The 23724-nt window shown below is 47.7% G+C and carries 22 protein-coding genes; 12 read left to right on the top strand and 10 right to left on the bottom strand.

Annotation, left to right across the window (positions count from 1 at the left end; all coding sequences use genetic code 11):
- Nucleotides 1-4 precede the first annotated feature (4 nt).
- Genes AC3AP5_RS12710 through AC3AP5_RS12700 form a run of 3 tightly spaced genes read left to right on the top strand, consistent with a single transcriptional unit; the run spans nucleotide 5 to nucleotide 5104 of the window.
- Nucleotides 5-1153 (top strand): exonuclease SbcCD subunit D, encoded by a 1149-nt coding sequence (locus tag AC3AP5_RS12710; protein WP_006954454.1) that lies wholly within the window; start codon nucleotides 5-7, stop codon nucleotides 1151-1153.
- Nucleotides 1150-4218 (top strand): AAA family ATPase, encoded by a 3069-nt coding sequence (locus AC3AP5_RS12705; RefSeq protein WP_487326822.1) that lies wholly within the window; start codon nucleotides 1150-1152, stop codon nucleotides 4216-4218. Before AC3AP5_RS12710 ends, AC3AP5_RS12705 begins: the two co-directional genes overlap by 4 nt.
- Nucleotides 4219-4231: 13 nt before the next feature.
- Entirely contained in the window at nucleotides 4232-5104 is an 873-nt protein-coding gene (locus tag AC3AP5_RS12700) for a MaoC family dehydratase (protein WP_286682122.1), read from the top strand.
- Between the two features lie 10 nt (nucleotides 5105-5114).
- Here AC3AP5_RS12700 and AC3AP5_RS12695 read toward each other — a convergent pair whose 3' ends face one another.
- Genes AC3AP5_RS12695 through AC3AP5_RS12685 form a run of 3 tightly spaced genes read right to left on the bottom strand, consistent with a single transcriptional unit; the run spans nucleotide 5115 to nucleotide 7763 of the window.
- Nucleotides 5115-6380: a metal-dependent hydrolase family protein gene (locus AC3AP5_RS12695; protein WP_287830245.1), complete on the bottom strand. Its 1266-nt coding sequence runs from the start codon at nucleotides 6378-6380 to the stop codon at nucleotides 5115-5117.
- Nucleotides 6370-6822 carry an RrF2 family transcriptional regulator gene (locus AC3AP5_RS12690; RefSeq protein ID WP_272978153.1) on the bottom strand — a complete coding sequence of 151 codons (453 nt, stop codon included), beginning with the start codon at nucleotides 6820-6822 and terminating at the stop codon, nucleotides 6370-6372. Before AC3AP5_RS12690 ends, AC3AP5_RS12695 begins: the two co-directional genes overlap by 11 nt.
- An 8-nt stretch (nucleotides 6823-6830) precedes the next feature.
- Nucleotides 6831-7763 (bottom strand): META domain-containing protein, encoded by a 933-nt coding sequence (locus tag AC3AP5_RS12685; RefSeq protein WP_348671266.1) that lies wholly within the window; start codon nucleotides 7761-7763, stop codon nucleotides 6831-6833.
- A 198-nt stretch (nucleotides 7764-7961) separates the two neighbouring features.
- On the opposite strand from AC3AP5_RS12685, the gene AC3AP5_RS12680 reads away from it, so the two are divergent.
- Nucleotides 7962-10094 carry a TonB-dependent receptor family protein gene (locus AC3AP5_RS12680; protein ID WP_272978151.1) on the top strand — a complete coding sequence of 711 codons (2133 nt, stop codon included), beginning with the start codon at nucleotides 7962-7964 and terminating at the stop codon, nucleotides 10092-10094.
- A gap of 46 nt (nucleotides 10095-10140) precedes the next feature.
- On the opposite strand, the gene AC3AP5_RS12675 is transcribed toward AC3AP5_RS12680, so the two are convergent.
- Entirely contained in the window at nucleotides 10141-11040 is a 900-nt protein-coding gene (locus tag AC3AP5_RS12675; protein ID WP_487326821.1) for an ATP-grasp domain-containing protein, read from the bottom strand.
- A gap of 44 nt (nucleotides 11041-11084) precedes the next feature.
- Between AC3AP5_RS12675 and AC3AP5_RS12670 the strand changes: the two genes are divergently transcribed.
- The 6 genes from AC3AP5_RS12670 (at nucleotide 11085) to pgsW (ending at nucleotide 17221) form a co-directional block, all read left to right on the top strand.
- Nucleotides 11085-12449, top strand: coding sequence for an SLC13 family permease (locus tag AC3AP5_RS12670; protein WP_286682125.1), 1365 nt, complete (start codon nucleotides 11085-11087; stop codon nucleotides 12447-12449).
- A gap of 62 nt (nucleotides 12450-12511) precedes the next feature.
- Nucleotides 12512-12847, top strand: coding sequence for a zinc ribbon domain-containing protein YjdM (locus tag AC3AP5_RS12665; protein ID WP_272978148.1), 336 nt, complete (start codon nucleotides 12512-12514; stop codon nucleotides 12845-12847).
- A 23-nt stretch (nucleotides 12848-12870) separates the two neighbouring features.
- The gene (locus tag AC3AP5_RS12660) at nucleotides 12871-14091 is read left to right on the top strand and encodes an alkaline phosphatase family protein (protein ID WP_286682126.1); all 1221 of its coding nucleotides are present in this window, start codon (nucleotides 12871-12873) and stop codon (nucleotides 14089-14091) included.
- Nucleotides 14092-14231: 140 nt separating this feature from the next.
- A complete protein-coding gene (gene pgsB / locus AC3AP5_RS12655; RefSeq protein WP_487326820.1) occupies nucleotides 14232-15485 on the top strand; it encodes a poly-gamma-glutamate synthase PgsB in 1254 nt (417 codons plus the stop codon).
- On the top strand, nucleotides 15482-16057 hold the full coding sequence (gene pgsC / locus AC3AP5_RS12650) for a poly-gamma-glutamate biosynthesis protein PgsC (protein WP_006954481.1): 576 nt from the start codon (nucleotides 15482-15484) through the stop codon (nucleotides 16055-16057). The genes pgsB and pgsC overlap by 4 nt, the downstream gene beginning before the upstream one ends.
- A 12-nt stretch (nucleotides 16058-16069) precedes the next feature.
- Nucleotides 16070-17221: a poly-gamma-glutamate system protein gene (gene pgsW, locus AC3AP5_RS12645; RefSeq protein ID WP_272978145.1), complete on the top strand. Its 1152-nt coding sequence runs from the start codon at nucleotides 16070-16072 to the stop codon at nucleotides 17219-17221.
- Between the two features lie 44 nt (nucleotides 17222-17265).
- Here pgsW and AC3AP5_RS12640 read toward each other — a convergent pair whose 3' ends face one another.
- Genes AC3AP5_RS12640 through AC3AP5_RS12625 form a run of 4 tightly spaced genes read right to left on the bottom strand, consistent with a single transcriptional unit; the run spans nucleotide 17266 to nucleotide 20736 of the window.
- Nucleotides 17266-18393, bottom strand: coding sequence for a DSD1 family PLP-dependent enzyme (locus AC3AP5_RS12640; RefSeq protein ID WP_487326819.1), 1128 nt, complete (start codon nucleotides 18391-18393; stop codon nucleotides 17266-17268).
- Entirely contained in the window at nucleotides 18390-19283 is an 894-nt protein-coding gene (locus AC3AP5_RS12635) for an LOG family protein (protein WP_272978143.1), read from the bottom strand. The genes AC3AP5_RS12640 and AC3AP5_RS12635 overlap by 4 nt, the downstream gene beginning before the upstream one ends.
- Nucleotides 19284-19292: 9 nt before the next feature.
- Nucleotides 19293-19796, bottom strand: a complete 504-nt coding sequence (locus AC3AP5_RS12630) for a DUF1543 domain-containing protein (RefSeq protein ID WP_272978162.1) — start codon at nucleotides 19794-19796, stop codon at nucleotides 19293-19295.
- 10 nt (nucleotides 19797-19806) lie between these two features.
- A complete protein-coding gene (locus tag AC3AP5_RS12625) occupies nucleotides 19807-20736 on the bottom strand; it encodes a LysR family transcriptional regulator (RefSeq protein WP_272978142.1) in 930 nt (309 codons plus the stop codon).
- Nucleotides 20737-20842: 106 nt separating this feature from the next.
- Between AC3AP5_RS12625 and AC3AP5_RS12620 the strand changes: the two genes are divergently transcribed.
- Together AC3AP5_RS12620 and AC3AP5_RS12615 are read left to right on the top strand one after the other, a co-directional pair.
- Nucleotides 20843-21697, top strand: coding sequence for a type 1 glutamine amidotransferase domain-containing protein (locus AC3AP5_RS12620; protein WP_487326818.1), 855 nt, complete (start codon nucleotides 20843-20845; stop codon nucleotides 21695-21697).
- A 19-nt stretch (nucleotides 21698-21716) separates the two neighbouring features.
- Nucleotides 21717-22805 carry an NADH:flavin oxidoreductase/NADH oxidase gene (locus tag AC3AP5_RS12615; RefSeq protein ID WP_487326817.1) on the top strand — a complete coding sequence of 363 codons (1089 nt, stop codon included), beginning with the start codon at nucleotides 21717-21719 and terminating at the stop codon, nucleotides 22803-22805.
- 15 nt (nucleotides 22806-22820) lie between these two features.
- On the opposite strand, the gene AC3AP5_RS12610 is transcribed toward AC3AP5_RS12615, so the two are convergent.
- Both AC3AP5_RS12610 and AC3AP5_RS12605 read right to left on the bottom strand, forming a co-directional pair.
- Complete coding sequence (locus AC3AP5_RS12610; protein ID WP_487326816.1) at nucleotides 22821-23243, bottom strand: secondary thiamine-phosphate synthase enzyme YjbQ; 423 nt, start codon at nucleotides 23241-23243, stop codon at nucleotides 22821-22823.
- Between the two features lie 24 nt (nucleotides 23244-23267).
- Nucleotides 23268-23714 carry a GNAT family N-acetyltransferase gene (locus AC3AP5_RS12605; protein ID WP_487326815.1) on the bottom strand — a complete coding sequence of 149 codons (447 nt, stop codon included), beginning with the start codon at nucleotides 23712-23714 and terminating at the stop codon, nucleotides 23268-23270.
- Nucleotides 23715-23724 lie beyond the last annotated feature (10 nt).

Genomic DNA, 23724 nt, shown 5'->3' with positions numbered 1-23724 from the left:
CATCATGAAGATTTTGCACACCTCAGACTGGCATCTAGGTCGCCTGTTTCACCAGCAGTCGTTACTAGAGCAGCAAATTGAATTACTCCAACAAATAGTGGAGATTATTGACCAGCAAGCGGTCGACGCCGTCATCATTGCAGGCGATATTTATGACCGTTCTGTGCCTCCTTCAGCGGCGATTAGCGCATTTAACGACTTTATTGAAGAAGTCGCAGTCTCGCGTCAGAAAACGATTATTGCGATATCAGGAAATCACGATGGCGCAGAGCGATTAGGATTCGCAACCTCCTTACTAAAGCAATCCAACCTTCATTTAGTCACCGAATTACCGCAAGCTTTGGAGCCCATCGTACTGAATGATTCGGCAACCACGATCGATATTTGGTGCGTCCCCTTTCACGACCCTCTACAAGTGAATAACTGGCTAGATACTGATTGTAAAGAATTTAATACGGCTCACCAAATGATCGTTGACCGAATCAATGCAGAACGAAACCCCGCTCATCTGAATATGATTGTAAGTCACTGTTATTTAGATGGCGCCTCAGAATCAGAATCGGAGCGTCCTCTATCGATAGGCGGTGCCGATCGCGTTGATTGGCAGTTGTTTAAGGACTTTGATTATGCCGCGTTGGGTCATTTGCACCAACCTCAGCATAAAGGCATGGAACATATTCGTTACAGTGGATCGCTAATGAAATATAGTTTTTCGGAGGTCAACCAAAGCAAGTCCATTACGTTGCTCGATGTTAACGAGAAAGGTGTACAAAACATTCAACAGATTTCTCTGAAGCCGAGTCGGGATATGCGAGTGCTCAAAGGCACACTAGCAGAGCTAATTGCTCAAGCGGAACACGATCCTCAGCGCAACGACTTTATCCAGGCAATATTGACCGATAAGCAAGCAATCTTATATCCGATGGCAAAGCTACGCGCCCATTATCCGAACTTAATGCAACTGCGCAAAGAGCAACTTGAGCACATCCGTAAAGCATCAGACACAAGTGGCCAGGAGCAACTAAAAAAGGCGGATAGCGAACTCATCCATGACTTTTTTACTGAAGTCTATGGTACCCCCCTAAATGCGGACCAAAAAGCCAGCATTAATCAGGTGATCCAACAGATTGAACAAGAGGAGTCAGAATCTTGAAACCACTCGTTCTTAAAATGCAGGCATTTGGTCCCTTCCCTACGCAGCAGTCGATAAACTTTACATTACTGGGTGAACACCCACTCTTTTTAATCAACGGAGCCACCGGTGCCGGGAAGACAACATTGCTCGACGCCATCAGCTTTGCACTTTACGGAGAAACTACAGGGCAAGATCGTATCGGCAAACAAATGCGGTGCGACCACGCAGCGGACGACTGTGCCACTGAAGTTGAGTTTATCTTTGCCGTAGGTGAAAAGACCTATCGCGTGATGCGTCAGCCTACACAGCATATACTCGGCCAGCGTGGGAACAGCAAAGTGGAGCGACGTACCACGGCATCGCTGTATCAGTTGCAAGGGGAGTGGTCAAACGATCAGTTGCCGAACGCGATGGATTGGCAGCCGCTCGAGACGCGCAAAGTTACCGAAGTGAATAAACACATAGAAACGTTGCTAGGTTTGCGGGCTGAACAATTCCGTCAGGTCGTTGTATTACCACAAGGCAAGTTTCGCGAACTACTTAATGCCGATGCGAATGAGCGCGAAACGATTCTGTCGCAACTGTTCCAAACTCAACGATTCAAGCGCTACGAAGAATTATTTAAGCAGCAAGCAAGCGAACTCAAAAAGAGCTTTGAGCAACTCGAACAGCAAAAAGCGCATATCCTCGACGGCTCCGAGTGTGAGGATCTAACACAGCTTGAGCAACACATCGCTGATCTAAAGCCGCAGTTAGAAGCTAAGCAAACTGTTCTAAACCAGCTTCAACAACAGATCAACGACACCGATTACCAACTTAAGCAACAACACACGCGCAACGCCAAATACAAAGATTTACAACACGCTAAACACCAACAGGATGCATTAAAAGCCAAACAAGCGGATATCGATTATAAACAGCAGCAAATCAAAGCCGCTCAAGCTGCCATTCGCTTGTTGCCGACATATAACGAATGGCAGCAAAACGAGAAGCACGTCAAGACAAGTCAAGAAAAGCAACTACAGCTCGAAACCAGACAACAACAGCAAGCTAAGACGCTAAAGGTTGCTCAGACGAGTCTCCAAGAGGCTAAGACGAAACTTGAACAGAATCATTCGCTTAGAACGACTCTCCAGCGATTAGAAGAGCTATTACCAACCGTTGAACAATTAGAAGGTTTGACAAAGCAAGTCGAGCAACATCAATCTAAGCTTGCGTTGCAAGAAAAAGAGGGGAAACAACTAAGAGCTTCGTATGATGCCGTTCAGTTAGATATTAAGCGGCTACGATCAGAACAACTGCAGGTGCAATCAAAAATTGATGAGTTGCCTGAGTTAGAAGTTCGTGTGCAGGCATTGTCTGAGCAACGCAAGCAACTGCTAAAAAAGCAACAGCTCACTGAGCAAGCGACGACAGTTAAAAATGACCAAGCTAAATTGCAGCACGCGTTAGAGAAAAGGCTGGACGACAAACAACAGGCTTATAACCGCGCCAACGAGCTCGAGCAACGCTGGCTGGCAAGCCAAGCTCCCTTGCTTGCCAGCCAGCTTAAGCCGCAACAACCTTGTCCTGTGTGTGGCAGCAAACAGCATCCGGACCCCGCTCAATCAGACACAACAGCATTAGTTTCGCAGCATGAGCTTGAGCACGCACGAGCAACCTATAGAGCTGCCGAGCAGGCGTTTTATGATGAACAAACAGCACTCACGAAAGCAAATGAACATGAACGTCAGTTAAATCAGCAGTTATCTGAATTCACCGATTTATCGGAAGCATTGATTGAGCAACAACAAGTCCAATTAAATGACGAACGAAGAACACGCGCAGAACTATTAACTCGCCGCCAAACCCTTCAAAGCAAACTCGATCAGGCGGAACAACAGCGCAGTGAATTGGAACACCAACTTGAACAGTGTCGCGCTAAGTACACTGAAGTTAAAGCTCAGCATGCTCGCGTAAATGCTGACCTGGAACACTTAAATCAACGTTGGCAACAAAGTGATATCAATGTTGCGGAAGTTAAACCACGGATAGATCAAATTAAGCAGCAGCTGCGTCAGCTTGAAAAGCAATTCGAGCAAGCACAGCATGCGATGCAACAGCAGTCTGAGCAATACCATGCGACACGCACTCAATTAAAGGCCGAAGTAGAAGAAAACAAACGACTCGCGCAAGCGCTCGAAGCGGCTGAAAAAGCATGGCAAGCACAGCTCGCCAGTAGCCCCTTTGCCACATACAACGAATTTCAGTCGGCGCACGTCAGTGAACCTGAACTTGAGCAACTTAATTCAGCGGTGGCGGAGCATAATCAACGTATGGTCGAGCTGCGTTCAATGATCGCAGAGCTACAACGCTATGTCGATGACATTCAACCCGCTGATACCGAGCAATTAACCTTACGACTCGAAAAGTTACGTAAAGATTTTGAGTCGGAACAGACTCAATTTAACCAGCAGCAAAGCGCATTATTTAACAACGAAAAGGCAGCGCAGCGGTTACGTCAGTTGGCAACACAGAACAAAGAGCTAGAAGCTAAGTATGCCAATATTGGTACACTTGCAAACCTGACAAATGGACAAAACGACCAACGTTTAAGTTTGCACCGATTTATATTAAGTGTTCTACTAGATGATATACTAATTGTTGCATCGAAGCATTTAGCACAAATGACGCACCATCGGTATCTATTAGTGCGCGAAAACGAAGTCAATGACGCTCGCTCCGCAAGCGGTTTGAACCTCGCGGTGACGGACGCTTACACGGGCATCCAACGCTCCACTAAGACACTTTCCGGTGGCGAGAGCTTCCAAGCAGCACTCGCATTGGCGCTCGGACTCTCCGAAGTGGTTCAGCAGTATTCGGGCGGAATTAGACTCGATATGTTGTTTGTTGATGAGGGCTTCGGCAGTCTTGATGAGCAAGCATTAGATGCCGCTATCGATGTGCTCGCCAATCTAAGAGCCAGTGGTCGGAGTGTCGGAATCATCTCCCATGTGCGAGAATTAAAAGAACGTATTGATATGCGCATCGATGTTCATAAAGGTCAATATGGTAGCCACATCACGACGAGGGTAAATAACTAATATGGATGGTGTCATGCATTCACCAACAACGCTCCCAGCAATGCCCGGCATGCTCGCACGTTCGTTACTCACCTTGCTACGTAACGACAATAGCGAAGCAGAAGCGGATAAAATCGAGCATGAGTATAGTTTAGAAGCCCTCTCTAGCAAGCGAATAAGCGCCTATAAAACTATGTTTGGTGGCTTTGTCAGTGATATACCGCTATCGCTTTTCTATTGCTTAGCGCAAAGAACCCATTTAGCCCAGATGCTCGATAAACGTTTTCCTTGGCCAGCCCCGGGTTTGGTGCATTTAAACAATCGATTAGAGCAGTTAGGCAACATAAAGACCGATCAACCTTTTTATATCAAAGCATCCGTCAACGTTCCGGCTCGTGGTCCGCAAGTATCTCCGCGTCGGTTACGTCCTAAATTTGAAGTCAGCTTCTTTCAAGATGGTCAAGAAGTTGTGCGGTGCGAGAGTACGTACCAGGTCATGAAAGCACAAGGCAAAGAAGCTCCTCGCGCTAAGAAGCCTGAGACGAAGATCGAAAAGCCAGATTGGACCTACTTACATCACTGGCAATTAGGCTCGGGCCTCGGCCGACGCTATGCTCGTGTTTCGGGTGACTTTAACCCCATCCATCTACACCCATTTACATCGCGTTGGTTTGGTTTTAATAAGCCCATTATTCACGGGATGTATATGATGGCAAGAGCGCAAGCCGACCTTGAACGCATCGAGGGAAAAAGCGCTAATTATATTGATGTGACATTTAAACGCCCTGTCATTCTACCTGCGCGTATACGTTTATGGCGCAACACTGAATCATCGGAAGGTTACGAAGTCCGAAACAACGATAATACGCAAGTACAACTCGAAGGGAAGATTCGCTTCCCTTCGTAGTTACTGCTCATTATTGCTTGTGAATTTCACCATCCTTCATAACAAAGGTCACTCGCTGTAGCTCCGTAATGTCTTCAAGCGGATTACCATCCACGGCAATGATATCCGCGTATGAACCGCTTTTAATACGACCTAAACGCGGGTCTCTTAGAATATCTGAGGCGGCAATTGTCGCCGCTTGAATGGCTTGATTCGCAGGCATTCCCGCCTCAACCATGTACTCAAATTCTTTAGCATTATCGCCGTGCGCTGATACACCGCTGTCAGTGCCAAAACCAATTTTCACACCGGCTTTATAAGCTTTGGCAAAGGTATCTTGAATTTTAGGTCCAATTGCAAGTGCTTTGGGTTTAACCACAGCCGGGAAGTAGCCGTCGATCTTTGCTTTTTCAGCAACGAACTTACCCGCCATAATCGTAGGCACTAAGTAAGTTCCATTAGCCTTCATCGCTGCGATCACCTCATCATCCATATAAGTGCCGTGCTCAATGGTATCGATACCCGCATTGACGGCACGCAACATACCGCTTTTGCCATGCGCGTGCGCAGCGATGTGGAAATTATAGTCATCCGCAATCGCGACCAATGCTTCAAGCTCTTCATCAGTAAACTGAGGATTCTCACCACTTGAAGCCATACTTAACACGCCTCCGGTAGCCGTGATTTTTATAAAGTCAGCGCCATCCTTGTAATGCTGACGAATCGCTTCCTTTATATCCGATGGACTATTTACAACCCCCTGCTTAGGACCGGGTTCTCCCATCAAATCGGGTCTCACACCGTTGGTGGGATCAGCATGACCGCCAGTGGTCGCAAGTGATTTTCCAGCACTATAGATACGTGGCCCTTTAACCTTGCCCGCCTTGATCGCATCTCGTAAAGCGAGCGTCACATTATAGGAGTCGCCTGGATTACGCACCGTAGTAAAACCCGCTAGCAAGGTCTTCATACCGTAATTTTGAGCAGTGTACGCAAGATCGGCGGGGCCTTCGGTAAAACGATTCAGATAGGCGCCCGGCCCCGACTGGCCATCCAAATGAACGTGCAAATCAGTTAACCCTGGGAGACAGGTTTTATCACTGAGATCAACACTGTCTGCTGCAGGTTTATCAGACGTCACGGCAAGGATTTTATTTGCATTAAAGTGAACATAGCGTTCGCCAACCAACTTACCTTGTTCGCTATCAAATAGGTTACCGCAATGTAACCAGCCATCTGCCTGCGCAGCAGAACTACAGACTGCTAACACCAACCCAAGCGCTATTCTATGATTCATCGTTCAACTCCTGAGTGTCTATGTGCCAACGCACTTTTATTTCCTCGGGTCTTTCAACCAACGAAGCAATGGTGTATTTAGCAAGGTAACTATAGAACTGCTCTTTACCTGCGTGGATAATTCCCTTCAAATCACATACTGAGTAAATCTTACAAGTTGGGTTCAGACAATCAATCCAGTCTTCATCCCCTTCAAGCTGGCGGATAACCGTATCCAAACGTGTGTGACGGGCATCCACGGCGAGTGAAAAGCCGCCGCCTTTGCCTCGCCACGTCTTTATCAGACCAAGCTTACCCAAGTGGTGAACCACTTTATTTAAATGATTTTTAGATACCGAGAATACGCTACTTAAATCGTTTATCGTTGCTCGCTCATCGGACTCTGCTGCCGCCAAGTAAATCAGTACCCGTAATCCATAATCTGTGTATTTCTTTAGTTGCACGCGATTTCCTAAGGCTTCTCATTTTTTAGCTTTAATTGGGTCCCGTTACGACTTTCTATAATGAGCCGATTATCTTCAAAGCTAATTGACCGTACATTATTAACAGCTTCGGCAAAGGTGGTTGCATCCTGCATAATGGATTCCGAGCAGGCACGACGTGTACTGCCTACCCACTTTAAATGAATCATTTCGCTACCAAACTGATATTGTCCAAAACGACGATTACACCCATCAGACCCCACTAGCTTGCCATCGGCTAAAAATTGAATGTACATATTAGATGATGGTGTCATCGATGCATTGGTTTCGGTCAAAATCCACTTAGGTCCTTGTAATAAGCTCAGTGTCTCACCACCACACCCGACACCGTCAAACTGTCCGGAGTAACTCACAGAAAAAGGATAGACCATACCGCTCATCGTGTCCCGACACACCTCGGACCGAATATCTACTTGATCACCGTTCGCGGTCGCGAGTCGCCACTGTGATACGGTGCCGTTTTCAAGCAAAGGCTGAACAGATGTCACTGAAGCAATCCACTCTTTTTCTGGCGTACTTACTTCGAGCTCTTGCCCCTCTAGCGATAATGCCCAAAATGGTTCATTTCCGGATGCTGAAAACGCTTTGGGAAGGGAGTCAGCAGCTCGGCACTCAGGAAGTGACTCGCCCCGCCAGATAAATGTGGCCATATTGCCTTTATTCCAGAAGCTACTTTCACCATCATCAGAAACAAATTTAGCGCCCGATGCCACGCGCTGCTGCTTCAATGTGTCATGACGATCACCAAAGCGTACTTTAAGTTGCTCATTCTGCCACTCGGTATACACCGTATAAGCGCCACAAATAAACACCTGCTCTTGGCTCATATCTCGTTGCGAAGAAGACGAGCACCCGGCGACAATGACACTAGTCAGAAAAATAACGACTGCAAACCGCAACATAATCAACCCAACAAAATTAATATAAAACGTTGATTGTCAGCATACCGCGCCAGGTTAAAAGCTCAAGCAATTAACTGCGCGTTTACATTAAATGCACCTTTGCTAAATAAAGAGTTAATAAATTCTTAATTTTTAATTGCGAATTATTCGTATTTTAATTACTATCTGCCGCATCAAAATAACGTGTGGAGATAAACCATGAATAAAGCCCCGATCGCATTAGCTATCGCAAGCTTGCTAAGTAGCCCGCTGGTAATCGCGGAAGAGAATACTGAGATCGAAACAATAAAAATTATTGGCTCAACCGAACAAGCGCGTCAGATTGCAGGCTCATCAGCCGTGATAGATGAAGAACAAATGCGCGTTGAAGTACCCACCGATATTAACCAGTTAATGAAAACCCTTCCGGGCGTTTACGTGTTAGAAGAAGACGGCTTCGGGCTACGTCCAAACATCGGTATTCGCGCCGCAAATGCGGGGCGGGTAAGTAAAGTCACACTATTAGAAGATGGTGTGATGATGGCGCCAGCCCCTTATTCAAACCCAGCAGCGTATTATTTCCCAACCACTATGCGCATGGCCTCTGTTGAAGTACTGAAAGGGGCACCATTACTGCGTTACGGCCCTCAAACAACGGGCGGCGTGCTTAACCTGGTATCTACTCCCATTCCTGAACAAGCTATTTCAGGTCAGGTATTAGCACAATGGGGTGAGTTCAGCAGTAACGATATTCATGCTTATGTCGGTGGCACGCAAGGCGCTTGGGGCTTCTTACTTGAGACAGTGCAACGCGAGAGTAATGGTTTTAAAGCCATTGATCGCAGTCATGGCGACAGCGGCTATGATATTCAAGACTACACCGCAAAGCTGAGCTTTGATCAAGGACCACACCACCTGCTTTTCAAGGCGCAGTACTCAGAAGAAATCTCTAACGAGACCTATCTTGGCCTAACCGATGCCGATTTCGCGAAGACACCAAATCGTCGTTACGGCATCTCATCGATTGACCAAATGGACAACAGCCATAAAGGCTTTAGCTTGGCTTACGGCTTTGATGTAAACAGTGATGTTACGCTCAATGCTGTCGCATATCGTAACGAATTCAAACGTGACTGGTTTAAGCTCAACGGTGGTGGGTCGTATGTTAGTGCCGCGAACCAAGGCGACATGCTAGCACAAGGTATTCTTGACGGTACCGAAGATGCCTTCGACCTTGAATACAAACATAATAACCGCGCTTATGAAAGCTATGGCATTGAGCTCAATGCACAGTGGCAACTTGGCGCGCATGCACTTGAAGTCGGTGGGCGCGACCACACGGATGAAATGGATCGCTTTCAACCTGTGGAGATCTTCGACCAAATCAACGGCAGCTTAGTCTATCAATCCACGGTCAGCCCTTCCGGTAGCAATAACCGTATTGAAGGTGCCGATGCAACCAGCCTCTGGGTGACCGATAGTTGGCAAGTTAACCAAGCGCTAAAAGTTAATTTAGCCTTGCGTTATGAAGATGTGTCATCATTCCGTAACCAGTACGATGAGGCTGCACGTACTACTGCGCCAGCATTCCGTTCCAACTCAAGCGATGAGTGGCTACCCGGCGCATCGTTTACCTACGACTTAAGCGACTCATGGCAGGTGCTTGCGGGCATCCACAAAGGCTTTTCACCACTCGGTGGCGGTGCAACAGAAAACCAAGAGCCAGAAACGAGTATCAACTACGAAGCCGGCCTACGCTATCAACAACAAAATACTTTTGTCGAAGCCATTGCATTCTATAGCGACTTTAGCGACACCACCCAGTTGTGCTCTATCGCTACACCATGTGATAACGGTGCTGAATCAGGTACTTATGTACTTGGCGAATCGGTTGTGCAAGGTTTAGAGTTCCAAGCGCAACACACCTTTGCTGCGGGCAAGTTTTTGATTCCGGTTGATATTGCTTACACCTACACTCAAGGTGAGATCAGTAAAGATAATGCAGTCTCGGGGCTGATGGACGGCGATCGGCTAAACGACATTCCAGAGCACACGGCAAACGTTCGTATTAGCCTTGATAACAATGCCGGTTGGGTTAACTACCTCAACTTTAAATATATTGATTCTATGTGTGTCAGCGTAGGCTGTAACAACAGCACTGCGGCGTTTAACGAAACAGAGTCTCTATTCGTTACCGATGCAGTCAGCCGCTACGAACTTAACACGCAGACATCCGTCTATGTAAAAGTCGAGAATATCTTCGACCAGCAAGCGATTGTTGCACGCACACCTGATGGTGCTCGCCCGAACAAACCACAGACCGTTTGGATGGGTATCGACTATAAATTTTAGTGGTAAAGAACAAGCGACCGAGCTCATCAAGAGCTCGGTCATTTTTCTATCCGGCTAATGCGATTAAATAATCCGCCAACGCACCCATGCCAGTTTTAGCAACGTGCGCACGCTGCTCTGCGTCTTGGTTATAATTTGTATTGGTATTCACATCATAAACAAACAGCTCACCCTGACTGTTTTCAATAAACTCAATGCCTGCCACGTCAATGTCGTTACTACGTAAGAACGTTTCCAATTGGTGAATAACCGAATGCTCATTAAAACGTGTGGTAATTTTGAATTTTTCAGCAATCTCACAAGCGTCCGCTGGGCACAATTCGAAACCCTGTTCAGTATTAACCTGCACCGCGTAAACGAACTTCTGACCGACGAATTCAGCCCGCGTAATAACCGGTGATTTAGCTTTTATGTATTGTTGCACTAACCAGGTGCCATCGAGCGGCTCCTCATAGTCGGCACTCTCTGTGTAAGCAACCAACTCATCAAGCTGATTGAACTTTTGTACGCCGAGACCTTTACCTCCGCGGTTAGGCTTAACGATTAAAGGCCAATCGTTAAATTGCCTCGCAGCTTCAACGAGTTGCGCTTTGCCCACCGCTGCAAAAGTGCGCGGTACCGACAAGCCTGAACGTTGCAATGCGGCATACTGCGAGAGTTTACACACCTCGAGCGCTAACACTTGCGAGCCATTCACGACGGTACGATTCTGGCTCTCTAACCAAGTTAACACCAGTTTCGTCAGTTCAGGCGCGAAGCGATGTCCCCGCGTATGTGACGACGCACTCATTCGATTGTAGTAAACCGCATCGTCAGGCTGATTGTGAAACGGCACAACACCTTCATCTAAAAACCAACTTTTAGGTGTAACGCCACGTTCTTTGAACGCTTCGTATAGAGGCTTCAACCATTCTTCATTTTCGTGCAAGATTACGATATCGCGCATGCTACACTTCCTTACAATAAAAAGAACACGCCTACAGGTCGCTCATGTCCCATAAAATTATCGGCCCTATTGCCGCCCTATTAAGTGTCATAGTAACACGAAGTTTAGACATGCCGCTTGATGCGGCGCTGACCCTAGCAATCGTCATATGGGTGGCTTGGTGGTGGGTTTCTGAATGTATTCCACTGGCGATAACAGCGTTGCTACCTTTTATTTTACTACCCGTTATTGGTGTTCTCGACCCTAAAGAGGCGGCGACAGCCTTAGGCGATAACATTATTCTGCTATTCATGGCGGCGTTCATGATGGCAAAAGCCATTGAAGCCAGCGGTGTACATAAGCGTCTCGCACTGTCATTAATTGCGCTCATTGGACCCGACAGTGGCCGTCGCATCGTCGTTGCATTTATGTGTGCAACCGCCTTCCTTTCGATGTGGATCTCTAACACCGCGAGTGTATTAGCTTTGCTCCCCGTGGCATTGGCACTTGCAGATGCCACCGACAACAAGCCATTCCAAAAAGCCCTATTATTAGGTCTTGCCTATTCAGGGTCGGTGGGTGGCATTGCCACCTTAGTGGGCACCCCACCTAATCTTATATTTGCCTCAATATATGAGAATATCTCAGGGCAAGGCTTCGACTTCACGCGTTGGCTAGGTATTGGCATACCCATGATGGTTATCAGCATTCCATTAATGGCTTGGTATCTCACTCGTAACGTTCATTTGAGCATGCCATTACAATTACCCCAACAAGATAAAATGTCAGCTTATGAGAGACGCGTGCTGACTGTGTTTGGTGTCGTGGTATTACTGTGGGTGATGCGCACCACCCCGTTTGGCGGCTGGACAGGTCTGTTGGGGCTACCCTCACTGAACGATGCGACTGTCGCTTTAGCGGGTGCGCTGGCCATGTTCATTATTCCAACGGGAGAAAAGCAACAACCCACCTTACTCGATTGGTCGCTAGCGAAAGACATCCCATGGGGTATTTTATTATTATTCGCGGGCGGTATTTGTCTCGCTAAAGGCGTCATGGCAAGTGGTCTCGGCACGTTAATGGGCGAGTCTTTAACGGTATTAGGAGAATGGCCACTGTGGTTGTTGATACTGGTACTCACGCTGGCGGTTTCATTTATGACCGAGTTTACCTCTAACACAGCCACAGCAACGCTTCTAATGCCCATTTTAGCAGCAACCGCACAGGCCATTAATCAGCCTATTGAGATACTCATGATTCCAGCGGTGATTGCTTGCAGCTGTGCATTTTGCATGCCCGTAGCAACGCCACCTAACTCAATTGTATTTGCGTCTAATCGCATCAGCATCCGCGATATGGCGCGCACAGGCGTTGTACTAAACATTATTCTAGCGTTTGTAACGACCGCAATTGTCATGGTTTTGGTCTAAATCAAATGTTCTGTTAAGCAAACTCAGGTAAACTGAGCGCTTTTTAAAGATGGAGTCTCTCGATGGATCAATTGCCTGCTTGCCCACAATGCGCTTCTGAATACGCATACGAAGACGGTAACGTATTAGTCTGCCCTGAGTGCGGACACGAATGGTCACCGCATGACGAGAGCAATGAAGACAATAAAGTGATTCGTGATGCCAATGGCAATGAACTTAATGATGGCGACACCGTCACCGTTATTAAAGACCTTAAAGTCAAAGGTTCATCATTAGTTGTTAAGGTCGGCACTAAGGTTAAAAACATTCGTTTAGTCGATGGCGATCATGATATCGATTGCAAGATTGACGGTGTAGGTGCAATGAAATTGAAATCTGAGTTTGTTAAAAAGGTCTAATAGACCGAATCAGGGAATCTGCCATGCAACGTTTTCTTACCTCACTACTATTAGTTTTTAGTGGTTTATTAGCCGCGACGTCAGCCTTTGCAAAAGCTGACCAACAGACTATTGTGCTTATTTCTATTGATGGCTTTCGCTACAACTATATTGAGCAACATCACGCCGAGCATCTTAGTCATTTAGCCGAGCAAGGTGTTCGCGCCAAGGGGCTCATGCCGGTTTATCCATCTAAGACGTTTCCAAACCATCTTTCCATAGTCACCGGTCAGTATCCATCACACCACGGTATCGTTGATAATAATTTTTATGATACTGAGCGCAAACAACGCTACAAAATGGCCGACGGTGCAAAGGATGGTACTTGGTTACATACCGTACCAATTTGGAATTTGGCTGAGTTCCAAGGCGTGAAATCAGCGACTTTTTTCTGGCCTGAATCGGGCGCTCGTATCAACGGACGCACACCCACTTATTACTATCCCTACAGCAATTTCACGCCTAACCAGCAGCGAGTTGATCAAATCATTCAATGGTTACAACTGCCCGAACAAAGCCGCCCTCGGATGATTACAGGCTACTTTTCAATCGTTGATTCGATGGGTCACAAGTTCGGTCCCGACTCGAAGCAAACGAAAGGCGCAGTTCAAGCAGTCGATAAGCTGATAGGACAACTGTGGCAGCGTATTCAGAACGAAACCGAAGGTTCAGTTAACTTAATTGTGGTTTCCGATCACGGCATGGCGCCGATCAAAGCAGATGCCATGATCGACCCAGATGACTTAGCTATTGATGAAGAAAAGTTTACCACCGTCAATTCGCAAACACGCTATCTCATTTATGCTAACGAAGACACCTGCGCTGATGATATTGCGGCACTTCGAACACAGCTAGAGGAAGGTAGCGACCTTGGCTATCGCGTTGAAACCGATGATAAGCTTAAACAATTACATGTCAGTGATGGCCCACGTAAACCCGCCATTGTACTTTCAACTGATGCACCTGTGAGTTTCGCAACTCGACCTGTCGAAGAGCGCTCTGACGGTGGCACGCATGGTTATTACAACAATCGTGACATGGATGGCTTATTTGTCGCAGTGGGTCCAGCGTTTAAAAACGGGGTGACTATCGATCGGTTTGAAAATATTCACATATATCCATTAATGGCGGATATTTTAGACCTTAAATTAATGACCCAAATTGATGGCGAAATAGCTGTTTTAAAACCTATTTTAAATAATTAATTCGCCTTCGAGTGATCTGTTTTAAATAGCCGAGCGAATTGTAAAGATTACTAAAATACTTGGTATTTTTCTTTGCAGTTCGCTAAATATATACATGCACGTTCGTATGTATATTCATAACCTAAAAGGCTATTTAAATTATGGCAGAGACACTCTCGTCACAGTATTGGGCCGAGGGATATTGGATGAACGATATTCCCACCCTGCTCGGAATTGTCGCTGCGATCTGGCTTTTACTGGTTATTGCTGCGGCGTTTGAAGCGTTCCGGCACAAATTACTGGTCGATAAAATTCCAGTACGAGTGCATGTTAATGGAACCCGCGGCAAAACCAGTGTCACCCGGCTTATCGCAGCGGGCTTAAGATCAGGTGGCAAGCGTATTTGCGCTAAAACCACCGGCTCTGCAGCCGCTATCACTGACCCTCAAGGAAGAGAGTTTCCCATCTACCGCATTAGCGGTGCCAACATTATTGAGCAAATGCGTACGCTCAAACGCATGGCCTCACTTAAACCCGAAATTGTAGTGATGGAATGTATGGCACTGCAGCCGCATTACCAATCGCTCAGCGAACTGCGTATGGTGCGCTCCAACGTGGGCGTCATCACCAATGCGCGCGCCGACCACCTTGATGTCATGGGTCCGGGCGAAGAGGATGTGGCTCTAGCATTAGCAGGTAGCACGCCTGTCAAGGGTAACCTCTTTACCGCGGAACGCGATTTACTGGGTGTTTTCGAGCACTCGACCAAAGACCGCAACAGCCAGCTACACGGCGTCACTGAACAAGAGGTCGAGGCCATCAGCGACGATATTCTCAAGCAATTTAAATATTCTGAACACGCTGAGAATGTGGCGTTAGCATTAAAAGTTTGCGAGCACTTAGGTGTTGAGCGAGAGCAGGCGTTGCAAGGCATGATTGGACTCGAACCCGAAGCCGGTGCTATGCAAGTACTTCACGTAAATTATTTCCGTCGCGAAATTGTTTTCGTTAATGCATTTGCAGCAAACGATCCCGAGTCGACCGGTAAAATTTGGGAAAACATGTTGGAAAAGCACGGTAATGAGCGCAGACGTATCGTATTAATCAACTGTCGTGCCGACCGTCCGCACCGTTCTCAGCAAATGGCTGAAGCGGCTGTTGAGTGGACCCAAGCTGACCGCTATATCCTAATGGGATCGGGCACCTTTATTTTTGTTCGCGCCGCAGTGAAATACGGACTCGACCCAGAAAAAATTCTCGTAATGGAGAACGCAGCCATTACTGATATTACCGAAACCTTGCTGGAAGAAGCTGGCAACAGTGCACTCGTTGTCGGCATGTGTAACATTCATGGTGGCGGCGAAGAAGTCGCTCGGTTCTTCCAAAACCGTTCCTTGAAGGAGGAAGACCTGTGATCGCATTAAATATTTTAGCCGTTGCCATTGGCATCGGATTATTCTTTACCTTATTGCTCACACAAACGCTCGGACTCGCCGCAGGTGGCCTCGTTGTTCCTGGTTATGTTGCCCTGCAACTGACCGAACCCATGAGTCTGGTGATTACGCTCGTCGCCGCCTTACTCACGTTCTTGATTGTGCGCGTAATATCCAGTTTTGCCATTATCTATGGACGTCGACAAACGATCATTATGATCCTGACTGGCTATCTCATCGCAGGCTTGATGGATTTGTTCCTCGGCAGTTTGGTTAACTGGGTCGACTTACAAATGGTTGCGGGGGGCGACGATGCACAAGCACAAGTCGCAACACTGGAGTCATCCTTTATGATGGCCGTCATGTCGAGCAATATTATCGGCTATATTATTCCCGGTCTGATAGCGATCTGGTTTGAACGCCAAGGTGTTCTGCAGACGCTGTGCGGCTTGGCCGTCACCGCCGTATTGGTGCGCCTCGCACTGATTGTCATCATGCCTGAAGCGTTGCAGATGTATGAAGCAAGCAGCGCCTTCCACATGCCTGGCTGGTAAGGAGAATCCCAAATGAGTAGTTTTACTAAGATTTATTGGCGTTCTTCAGGTGTGCCAGCCTGGGGACTCATCGTATTAATGATCGCGGCATTAATTGCTTTACTCGCCGTCGAAAACGTTAAAGAAACCGATCCAATCGTGGACGAAAACTATGCCACCATGGTAACGGCTGCAAAAATTATGCGCCAAGGAATGGAAGTTATCCGTCCCTTGCGCGCTGAAAAGGAGCCGATTAATCCAGAGTTCGACCCTCAGCGCTCGGGCTTTGTCGGTCTCGATAACAGCATCGTCACGACCAACCACGGTGGACGCGAGTCTAAACAGACCACAGTGAACCCCAACTGGGCAGCCGTGGCGGTTAAACTATTAGCTAAAGCAGGCGTTGAAAAAGGTGACTTAGTCGCGGTAACGGTCTCTGGCTCTTTCCCTGCTCTTAATCTTGCCGTGTATTCTGCATTAGAAGCCATGGAAGCGGAGCCGATTATTATCGCTTCGGCCTCTTCATCGCAGTGGGGGGCTAACGTACCCGGTTTCTTATGGTTGGACATGGCACGTGAACTCAACAAAGCCGGCGTGATTTCGTTCGAACCTAAGTATGCCTCGATTGGCGGTATCGAGGACCGCGGCATTGGTATTCCACAAGTCGGTATTCAATCGATTCGTCAAACGATTGAGCGCGCTGGCTTGCCGATTATTGAGCCGGCGAACTACCAAGAAGCGGTGGCCGACCGTATCGCGATTTTCCGTGAATACTCATCCGATCGTAACTACAAAGCGTTCGTCAACGTCGGTGGTGGTGCAACTATCGTAGGTCCTCCAGGTATCGATGATATGTTTAAGTCAGGACTACAGTATGACGCACCTGCTCGTGCATACGCGGTGGATACAGTGATGGGCTACTTCTTACAAGAGAATATCCCAGGCATTCATTTTATCGGCATTAAGAAAATGGCGGAACGCTACGGACTTCCACTGATGCCGCCCGAGCCGGTACCCGTCGGTAATGGTGGTATCTATTCTTCAAGCACCTACAGCCGGTTGCTCGCTTTCGGACTTGCTGTGGCATTGTTTGGACTCACTTGGCTCATCGTACGCTCAGCGCGGATCACCAGCCTCTGGCGTCGCGATAGTAGCAGCGGTAAAGGTACTAAACCGATGGTATAAACACCTCGGTCTCATAAAAAAGGAGCCAACTGGCTCCTTTTTTGTTACCAGAAATTAAACCGTGACCATTGTTCGCTCAATTGCCCCTCTGCATCAGCGACATAGTACTTATCGAACTGAGACGCTGTGGCACAAGCATGATTCGGAAGGATGCGTAATTTATCGCCGACCTGAACAGTGGTGGGTATCGCACTCGAACCTGAACGATGTTTAATAACCCCATGCTCTTGGCTAGCGCTCTCTACAATCCAGTCGGGAAGCGGTCGTCCTACAGCATCTAGCACCATACCGTAACCATAATCGACCGCTTGCGATGCTGTACCGCGGTCGCGCGATAACGCCATCCAGCCCGCATCAATGAGGATCCAACCTTTCTCTGGCTTCACCCCTATGACAGTAGTCACCACAGACAACGCAATATCATCAAGTGAGCACACATTGATATTTGCCATCACTAAATCAAAAAATGTATAAACACCGGCACGCACTTCCGTCACGCCTGTCAGATCTTGAGCAAAGTGTGCGGTAGGCGTAGAGCCGATACTGACCATCGGGCAGTCAACTCCTGCCAGTTCAAGTCGCTCCTTCACATGAACAGCAGTCGCGCGTTCGTTCTCAGCCGCCGCGACTTTTTCTGAACGCGTCGTACAACCGTATGAGCCACCTGCATGCAACAGAACACCTTTAAAAAGTTGAGCTTGCGCCAGGATCTGGCTGACATCCATCAGCGCAGGGCTCTCAGCAGTTAAGCCTGCGCGGCTGCCATCGCAATCAATTTCAATAAGCACGGGAATAACGATGTCATGCAAACGGCAAAACTCGACCACCTGAAGCGCCTGTGTCTCACTTTCTAAGATGATTTTTAAATCAACGCCTTGTTCGATCAATCGTTTAACGTGAGGCAATTTGTTCTGCGCAATTCCCACTGCATAGATTTGGTCAAAAAAGCCGTGTTCTGCAAAAAAGTCAGCTTCTTTTAGCGTCGATACGGTAATCGGTCCCGTGCCACCATTAAAGATAGCCTTAACCGCAGGCAGCGATTTGAGCGTTTTTACGTGGGGCCGTAAGGGCGTCTTTAATATACTAAGATGGCAATTCAAACGCTTGATGTTGGCATCAAACCGCGGACGATCAACACGTAAATAAGGCGTTTCCAGAGCATCCCATGTCATTTATTTATTCCCTCATTGAGTTCATAGCATCGGCAGATATGCGCCCACGCTTCTTCGGCCGTATTCACTAACGTAAACAACTTCACGTCATCGGGCGCTATTAAACCCTCTTCAATTAATAAGTCGAAATTAATTAACTTCGACCAAAAGCCTTTGCCTATCAGTACAATAGGCACCGGATCGATTTTCTTTGTTTGAATTAGGGTGAGCGTCTCGAACAACTCATCTAACGTGCCGTAGCCGCCTGGGAGAGCAACGAGAGCGCGTGCCCGCATCAAGAAATGCATTTTTCGAATGGCAAAATAGTGAAATTGGAAGCAAAACTCGGGCGTGATGTAAGGGTTCGGATATTGCTCCTTGGGTAACACAATATTAAGGCCGATACTCTCACCACCGGCCTCAGTCGCACCGCGATTAGCCGCCTCCATCACACCTGGACCACCGCCTGAAATTACCACAACCCGATGCTCAGGGTAATTCTGGCTGTGCTCAGTAACTAAATGCGCAAATTTCTGCGACTCCGAGTAATAGCGGCTGTTCTTTAAATCCCGCTTTGCTTTAATCCAGTGTGCTTTAGTGGTCGCATCGTTGGGGGTTTTATCAAGCTCAGCTTGCGCAATATCGAGGTTATATTGCGCCTGTTCCGGTGATAAAAAACGCGCGCTACCAAAAACGACTACCGTCGCGTCAATCTGATGCTTATCGAGCACGCGCTCAGGCTTTAAGTACTCTAATTGCAATCGAACATGACGAAGATCATCTTCCAGTAGAAAGTCGTTATCAGCAAATGCCAGTTTATAACTGTCATTATTCTGCAGTCGCGCGATGGCTTCTTCCGACTGCTTAGCCGAAGCGTGGTGTCGTTGGTGCAGGGGGTGTTTGTCCGCCATTCGAGAATCCTAAGGTAAAGGGTGGTAGCCCATCCAATCGGGCTTTAACGGCTGTTGCACGCCATCGTATTCAAGTTTAATGGCATAGCCATCGAGTAAATCAATCTTGAGGCAGTCATCGACTTCAAGCAAGTCGTCTTTATGCAGTTGTTCGGCGCCCGCAAGCCCTGTGGCAGAAACGTGCACTCGTGCCCGTTGTTTAGCATCCGCGGCTGACTTCGCCACCACTACAGTAAAATCATGGAATTCCGCCAAACGACCCGGGAAATAACCACCAAAATTCACAAAGTATAAGGATACTCCCTGATTGTCGACGGGCTCTTTGGTGAGCAAAATGCGATAGCCATCGACATGATGTAAGGCAACGTAGCTATCCATATGGAGACCCTGCTGCGAACCGAACCACTGCTGTCGTAATGCCGGAAAAGTGGCTTCAATCACTGGCGCGACCGCAAACCGCACATCATGGAGCTCAATATGTGCACCCGGCGCGCTACCGCCGATATAAATCATAAAAAGTTGGTTAACTTGAGTGCTCTCTGCAGACACGTTGGAGTACCTCTTGTATTGTGTTTCTTAACCATCGACGCATCGGATCAGCATCCGTCCGTTCATGCCAAATCTGCATTACCTGCACATTCGGAAGGTCAAGGGGTGGTTCAAGTATGACTAAATTATCATCCAATACGGTCGCCTGCTCAGCTATTGAGCGCAAACAAGTCAGCAACCAACGCGTCCCGGTTAATAACCGAGTCGGCACAATAAAACTGGATAAACCTGCAACGATACTACGTTCACGCCCCAACTCTGCCAGCTTTTGATCGACCAACCCTTTCAAATCACCGGTTAAGGTAGTAAGTAAATGCTCACACTCTAAGTAATCGTCAAGTGAAAAGCCGCCGATGACATGCGGATTATCCCTAGCTGCTAATACTTTAAATGGCTCCTCAATCAAGCGTTGTTGTCGCAACGTGTCAGGTAAGTCACTGTAAAACCCTGCAATAGCAATATCACATTCGCCGGTTTCCAACTCCTGGCGTGGGAGACGACCTCGCGTATTTTGCGTAACTATGGTGACATTAGGTGCAGCTTGCCGAACTAAAGGCAATAAATGAGGCAATAGCGCCTGCTCCATATAATCTGTCGTATAGATCCGTATCGACTCCGTTCTACTCAGATAATCATGTCCTTCGGTTTGTTCATAAAAGTTTCTGAGCTGATGAATAAGTGGTTGCATCTGACGCGCAAGCTCATGGGCACGCGGTGTCGCGGTCAATCCCCTCGCTGCACGCACGAATAATGAGTCTCCCATTTCGTGGCGAAGTTTATTTAACTTATGACTTAATGCGGGCTGACTCAGTGACATACGTTGCGCTGCCCGGGTAGCATTTAACTCTTCATAAAGTGTATGAAAAACCAACAGAAGGTTAATATCCTTAGTGTATAAATTCATTTGCTATTCATTTTTTCGATGGGTCAAATAGATTTTTTCTTATTATCGAATGATAGTACACACGCTACTATGAGCGCATCAAATTTACGCCTTAATTGGAGGCTTTATGACAACCGGTTTTGTCAAGTCACTCTTACTCACTGCCACTTTAGGTGCAGTATTGCTGTTTTGCCAAGTAGCGATGGCGAGCAAGGGCAAGGTACTCGTTTTACTCTCCAGTGAAACACAATTGGAACTTGCTGATGGCAGCCAATATCCAACGGGATACTACCTGAACGAATTTGGTGTACCGGCTGATGCGCTTCAGCAAGCGGGCTACGAGCTCGTTTTGGTCACTCCAAAAGGTAACGCACCGCGGGTCGACCAACGTTCTGTCGATACACAATATTTCGGCGGCGATGAGCAAGAAATGCAGCGCATTCAAAAAGTCATCGCTAACCTTGATGGTATTAACGATACCCGCAAACTCGCCGACGTACTCAAAGGTGATTTGAGCCAGTTTGAGGGTCTATTCATACCTGGCGGTCATGCACCTCTGATTGACTTGGTCGGTAATCCTGAAGTCGGTAAGCTACTGACTTATTTCCACAACCAACAAAAGCCTACCGCCGCAATTTGCCACGGCCCTATTGCGCTGCTGTCACCACAGCAAATGCCGGCACAGTTTATTGACCAATTTGCGAAAGATGGTCAATCACAAGCGCAAGATTGGATCTACAAGGGCTATAACATGACTATCTTCTCGAACCCAGAAGAACAAGTTTTCGAGCGCTCACTTAATGGCAAACAAATCCGTTATTACCCAGCCGCTGCGATGCAAGCCGCAGGCGCGAATCTCGAACAAGCCGAAGCGTGGCAGCCCAACGTCGTTATCGACCGCGAACTGATTACCGGTCAGAACCCTTTTTCCGACAAAGTTCTAGCAGAAGCGTTAATTAAGCAACTAGAACAAGCGCAGTAATCAACAAGGAGTACTTAGCGTGTCAGCTTTATTTCAACCATTTGAGTTAAAAGATGTTCGTTTGCGTAACCGTATTGCCGTACCTCCGATGTGCCAGTACATGGCAGAAGAAGGCGTGGTCAACGATTGGCACCTCAGTCACTACACCAGCTTAGCGCGCGGTGGTGCGGGCTTAGTTATTGTTGAGGCGACCGCAGTTTCTCCTGAAGGACGTATCACCCCGAACTGCACCGGGTTGTGGAATGACGAGCAGGCACAAGCGATGCAGCCGATTGTCGACAACATCAAAGCCGCCGGTGCGGTAGCGGGTATTCAAATTGGTCATGCGGGACGGAAGGCAAGTGCCAACCGTCCATGGGACGGCGACGACCATATTGCTGAAGAGGACGTCCGAGGCTGGGAGACGCTCTCGCCCTCACCAATCGCTTTTGGTGCGAACCTGCCTCGCCAACCCAAAGAGATGACTCTCGACGACATTCAGCGTGTGCAAAATGACTTTGTTGCTGCCGCAGAGCGTGCTCGCGACTTAGGGTTCGAGTGGTTAGAACTGCACTTTGCTCATGGGTACCTCGGTCAAAGCTTTTTCTCGCCACACGCTAACCAGCGTACTGACGAGTATGGCGGGTCATTTGAGAACCGCGCACGCTTCTTAGTCGAAACTGTGCGGGCGGTCAAAGCCGTATGGCCCGATAACTTCCCGCTAACTGCGCGTTTTGGCGTTATCGAATTTGATGGCAACGACGAGGAGCAGTTGCAAGAGTCGATTGAGTTAACTGAGTTACTCAAAGCAGAAGGGTTGGATTTTTTAAACGTCAGTATCAGTTTCTCAACGCCGCACGCCAATATTCCATGGGGACCGGGCTTTATGGCGCCGATTGCTGAACGCATCAGAAACGCCGCGGATATTCCCGTTGCATCGGCGTGGGGAATCGATTTACCACAGCTGGCAGAACACACCGTCGCACAGGGTCAGTTAGACTTAGTGATGGTTGGCCGTGCACATTTATCGAACCCACACTGGCCTTACGATACTGCTAAAGCATTGCGTGTTGAGAAGCCGTCTTGGGTATTACCCGCCCCTTATGCGCATTGGTTAGAACGGTATTAAGCTCACTTTTAAAGCTTAAACACCTTGTACAGTGAGCACCAGTTTTCGACTGCTGGCGCGGTCACGGTGCTCACACAAGTAGATACCCTGCCATGTGCCCATATTAAGACGCCCTTGTGTTAAGGGTACAGTCACACTCGCGCCCAGAATACTCGACTTCAAGTGAGCTGGCATATCGTCAGGTCCCTCGTAGGTATGCTCATAGTAGGGCGCATTCTCAGGCACCATCTCGTTGAAATGACGTTCAAAGTCACCCCGCACGGTCACATCGGCGTTTTCATTGATCGTCAATGAAGCCGAGGTATGTTGAATGAACACATGCACGAGGCCAGTCGATAATTGGCACTTTTCCGCTAATAACCGCTCTACGCGATCAGTGATTAAGTGAAAGCCTCGATTAAAGGCAGGCAGCGTTAACTCAAATTGTTGTACGTGCATAGAACTCTCAAAAATAAGCGTGTACTAGCGCATTAAACGCATAGGCACCATCTGTGGATCGCTATTGGTTTGCTCTACAAACCCTAAACTGCGATATAGATTCAATGCGCGATGATTTTCTGGCAATACGTTTAATGTAACATGCTCAACGTCAGGATGTTGCCAAGCGTAATCAAGTAACTCCTGCACAAATAGGCGCCCTAACCCTTTACCTCGCTCCTGTGGGTTTACAATCAAACATGCAATGTGTCTTGCACCCTCGTGCTTTTCATAACATTGTGCAAAACCAACTAACTTATTGTCGTACCAAAACCCAAGAGAAGGGCGTTCGTCACATTTTAAGCGCGCCCAAACATCATCTATGGGACTATTTGCATCAACATTTGGACCCAGCCAAAAGAGACGATCGCGTGCCGTTTGAGCCCATGAAAAAACTTCTTGAAACTGCTGTGGTGAAATCGTTTTTAGCATTTTGATTCTA

It is taken from the genome of Idiomarina sp. D18, from assembly GCF_057748155.1.
Note: the sequence above shows the minus strand (reverse complement) of the source record. Positions and strands in the feature narration are given on the sequence as shown.

Bases quoted from the DNA above. Each gene is read 5' to 3' on its own strand.
- AC3AP5_RS12630 (WP_272978162.1), bottom strand. From the start codon at position 19,796: ATGATTTATATCGGCGGTAGCGCGCCGGGTGCACATATTGAGCTCCAT.
- AC3AP5_RS12610 (WP_487326816.1), bottom strand. From the start codon at position 23,243: ATGCACGTACAACAATTTGAGTTAACGCTGCCTGCCTTTAATCGAGGC.
- AC3AP5_RS12605 (WP_487326815.1), bottom strand. From the start codon at position 23,714: ATGCTAAAAACGATTTCACCACAGCAGTTTCAAGAAGTTTTTTCATGG.
- pgsB (WP_487326820.1), top strand. From the start codon at position 14,232: ATGGCAGAGACACTCTCGTCACAGTATTGGGCCGAGGGATATTGGATG.
- AC3AP5_RS12660 (WP_286682126.1), top strand. From the start codon at position 12,871: ATGCAACGTTTTCTTACCTCACTACTATTAGTTTTTAGTGGTTTATTA.
- pgsW (WP_272978145.1), top strand. From the start codon at position 16,070: ATGAGTAGTTTTACTAAGATTTATTGGCGTTCTTCAGGTGTGCCAGCC.
- AC3AP5_RS12685 (WP_348671266.1), bottom strand. From the start codon at position 7,763: ATGTTGCGGTTTGCAGTCGTTATTTTTCTGACTAGTGTCATTGTCGCC.
- AC3AP5_RS12640 (WP_487326819.1), bottom strand. From the start codon at position 18,393: ATGACATGGGATGCTCTGGAAACGCCTTATTTACGTGTTGATCGTCCG.
- AC3AP5_RS12700 (WP_286682122.1), top strand. From the start codon at position 4,232: ATGCATTCACCAACAACGCTCCCAGCAATGCCCGGCATGCTCGCACGT.
- AC3AP5_RS12680 (WP_272978151.1), top strand. From the start codon at position 7,962: ATGAATAAAGCCCCGATCGCATTAGCTATCGCAAGCTTGCTAAGTAGC.
- AC3AP5_RS12675 (WP_487326821.1), bottom strand. From the start codon at position 11,040: ATGCGCGATATCGTAATCTTGCACGAAAATGAAGAATGGTTGAAGCCT.
- AC3AP5_RS12710 (WP_006954454.1), top strand. From the start codon at position 5: ATGAAGATTTTGCACACCTCAGACTGGCATCTAGGTCGCCTGTTTCAC.
- AC3AP5_RS12695 (WP_287830245.1), bottom strand. From the start codon at position 6,380: ATGAATCATAGAATAGCGCTTGGGTTGGTGTTAGCAGTCTGTAGTTCT.
- AC3AP5_RS12665 (WP_272978148.1), top strand. From the start codon at position 12,512: ATGGATCAATTGCCTGCTTGCCCACAATGCGCTTCTGAATACGCATAC.
- AC3AP5_RS12635 (WP_272978143.1), bottom strand. From the start codon at position 19,283: ATGGCGGACAAACACCCCCTGCACCAACGACACCACGCTTCGGCTAAG.
- AC3AP5_RS12625 (WP_272978142.1), bottom strand. From the start codon at position 20,736: ATGAATTTATACACTAAGGATATTAACCTTCTGTTGGTTTTTCATACA.
- AC3AP5_RS12670 (WP_286682125.1), top strand. From the start codon at position 11,085: ATGTCCCATAAAATTATCGGCCCTATTGCCGCCCTATTAAGTGTCATA.
- AC3AP5_RS12620 (WP_487326818.1), top strand. From the start codon at position 20,843: ATGACAACCGGTTTTGTCAAGTCACTCTTACTCACTGCCACTTTAGGT.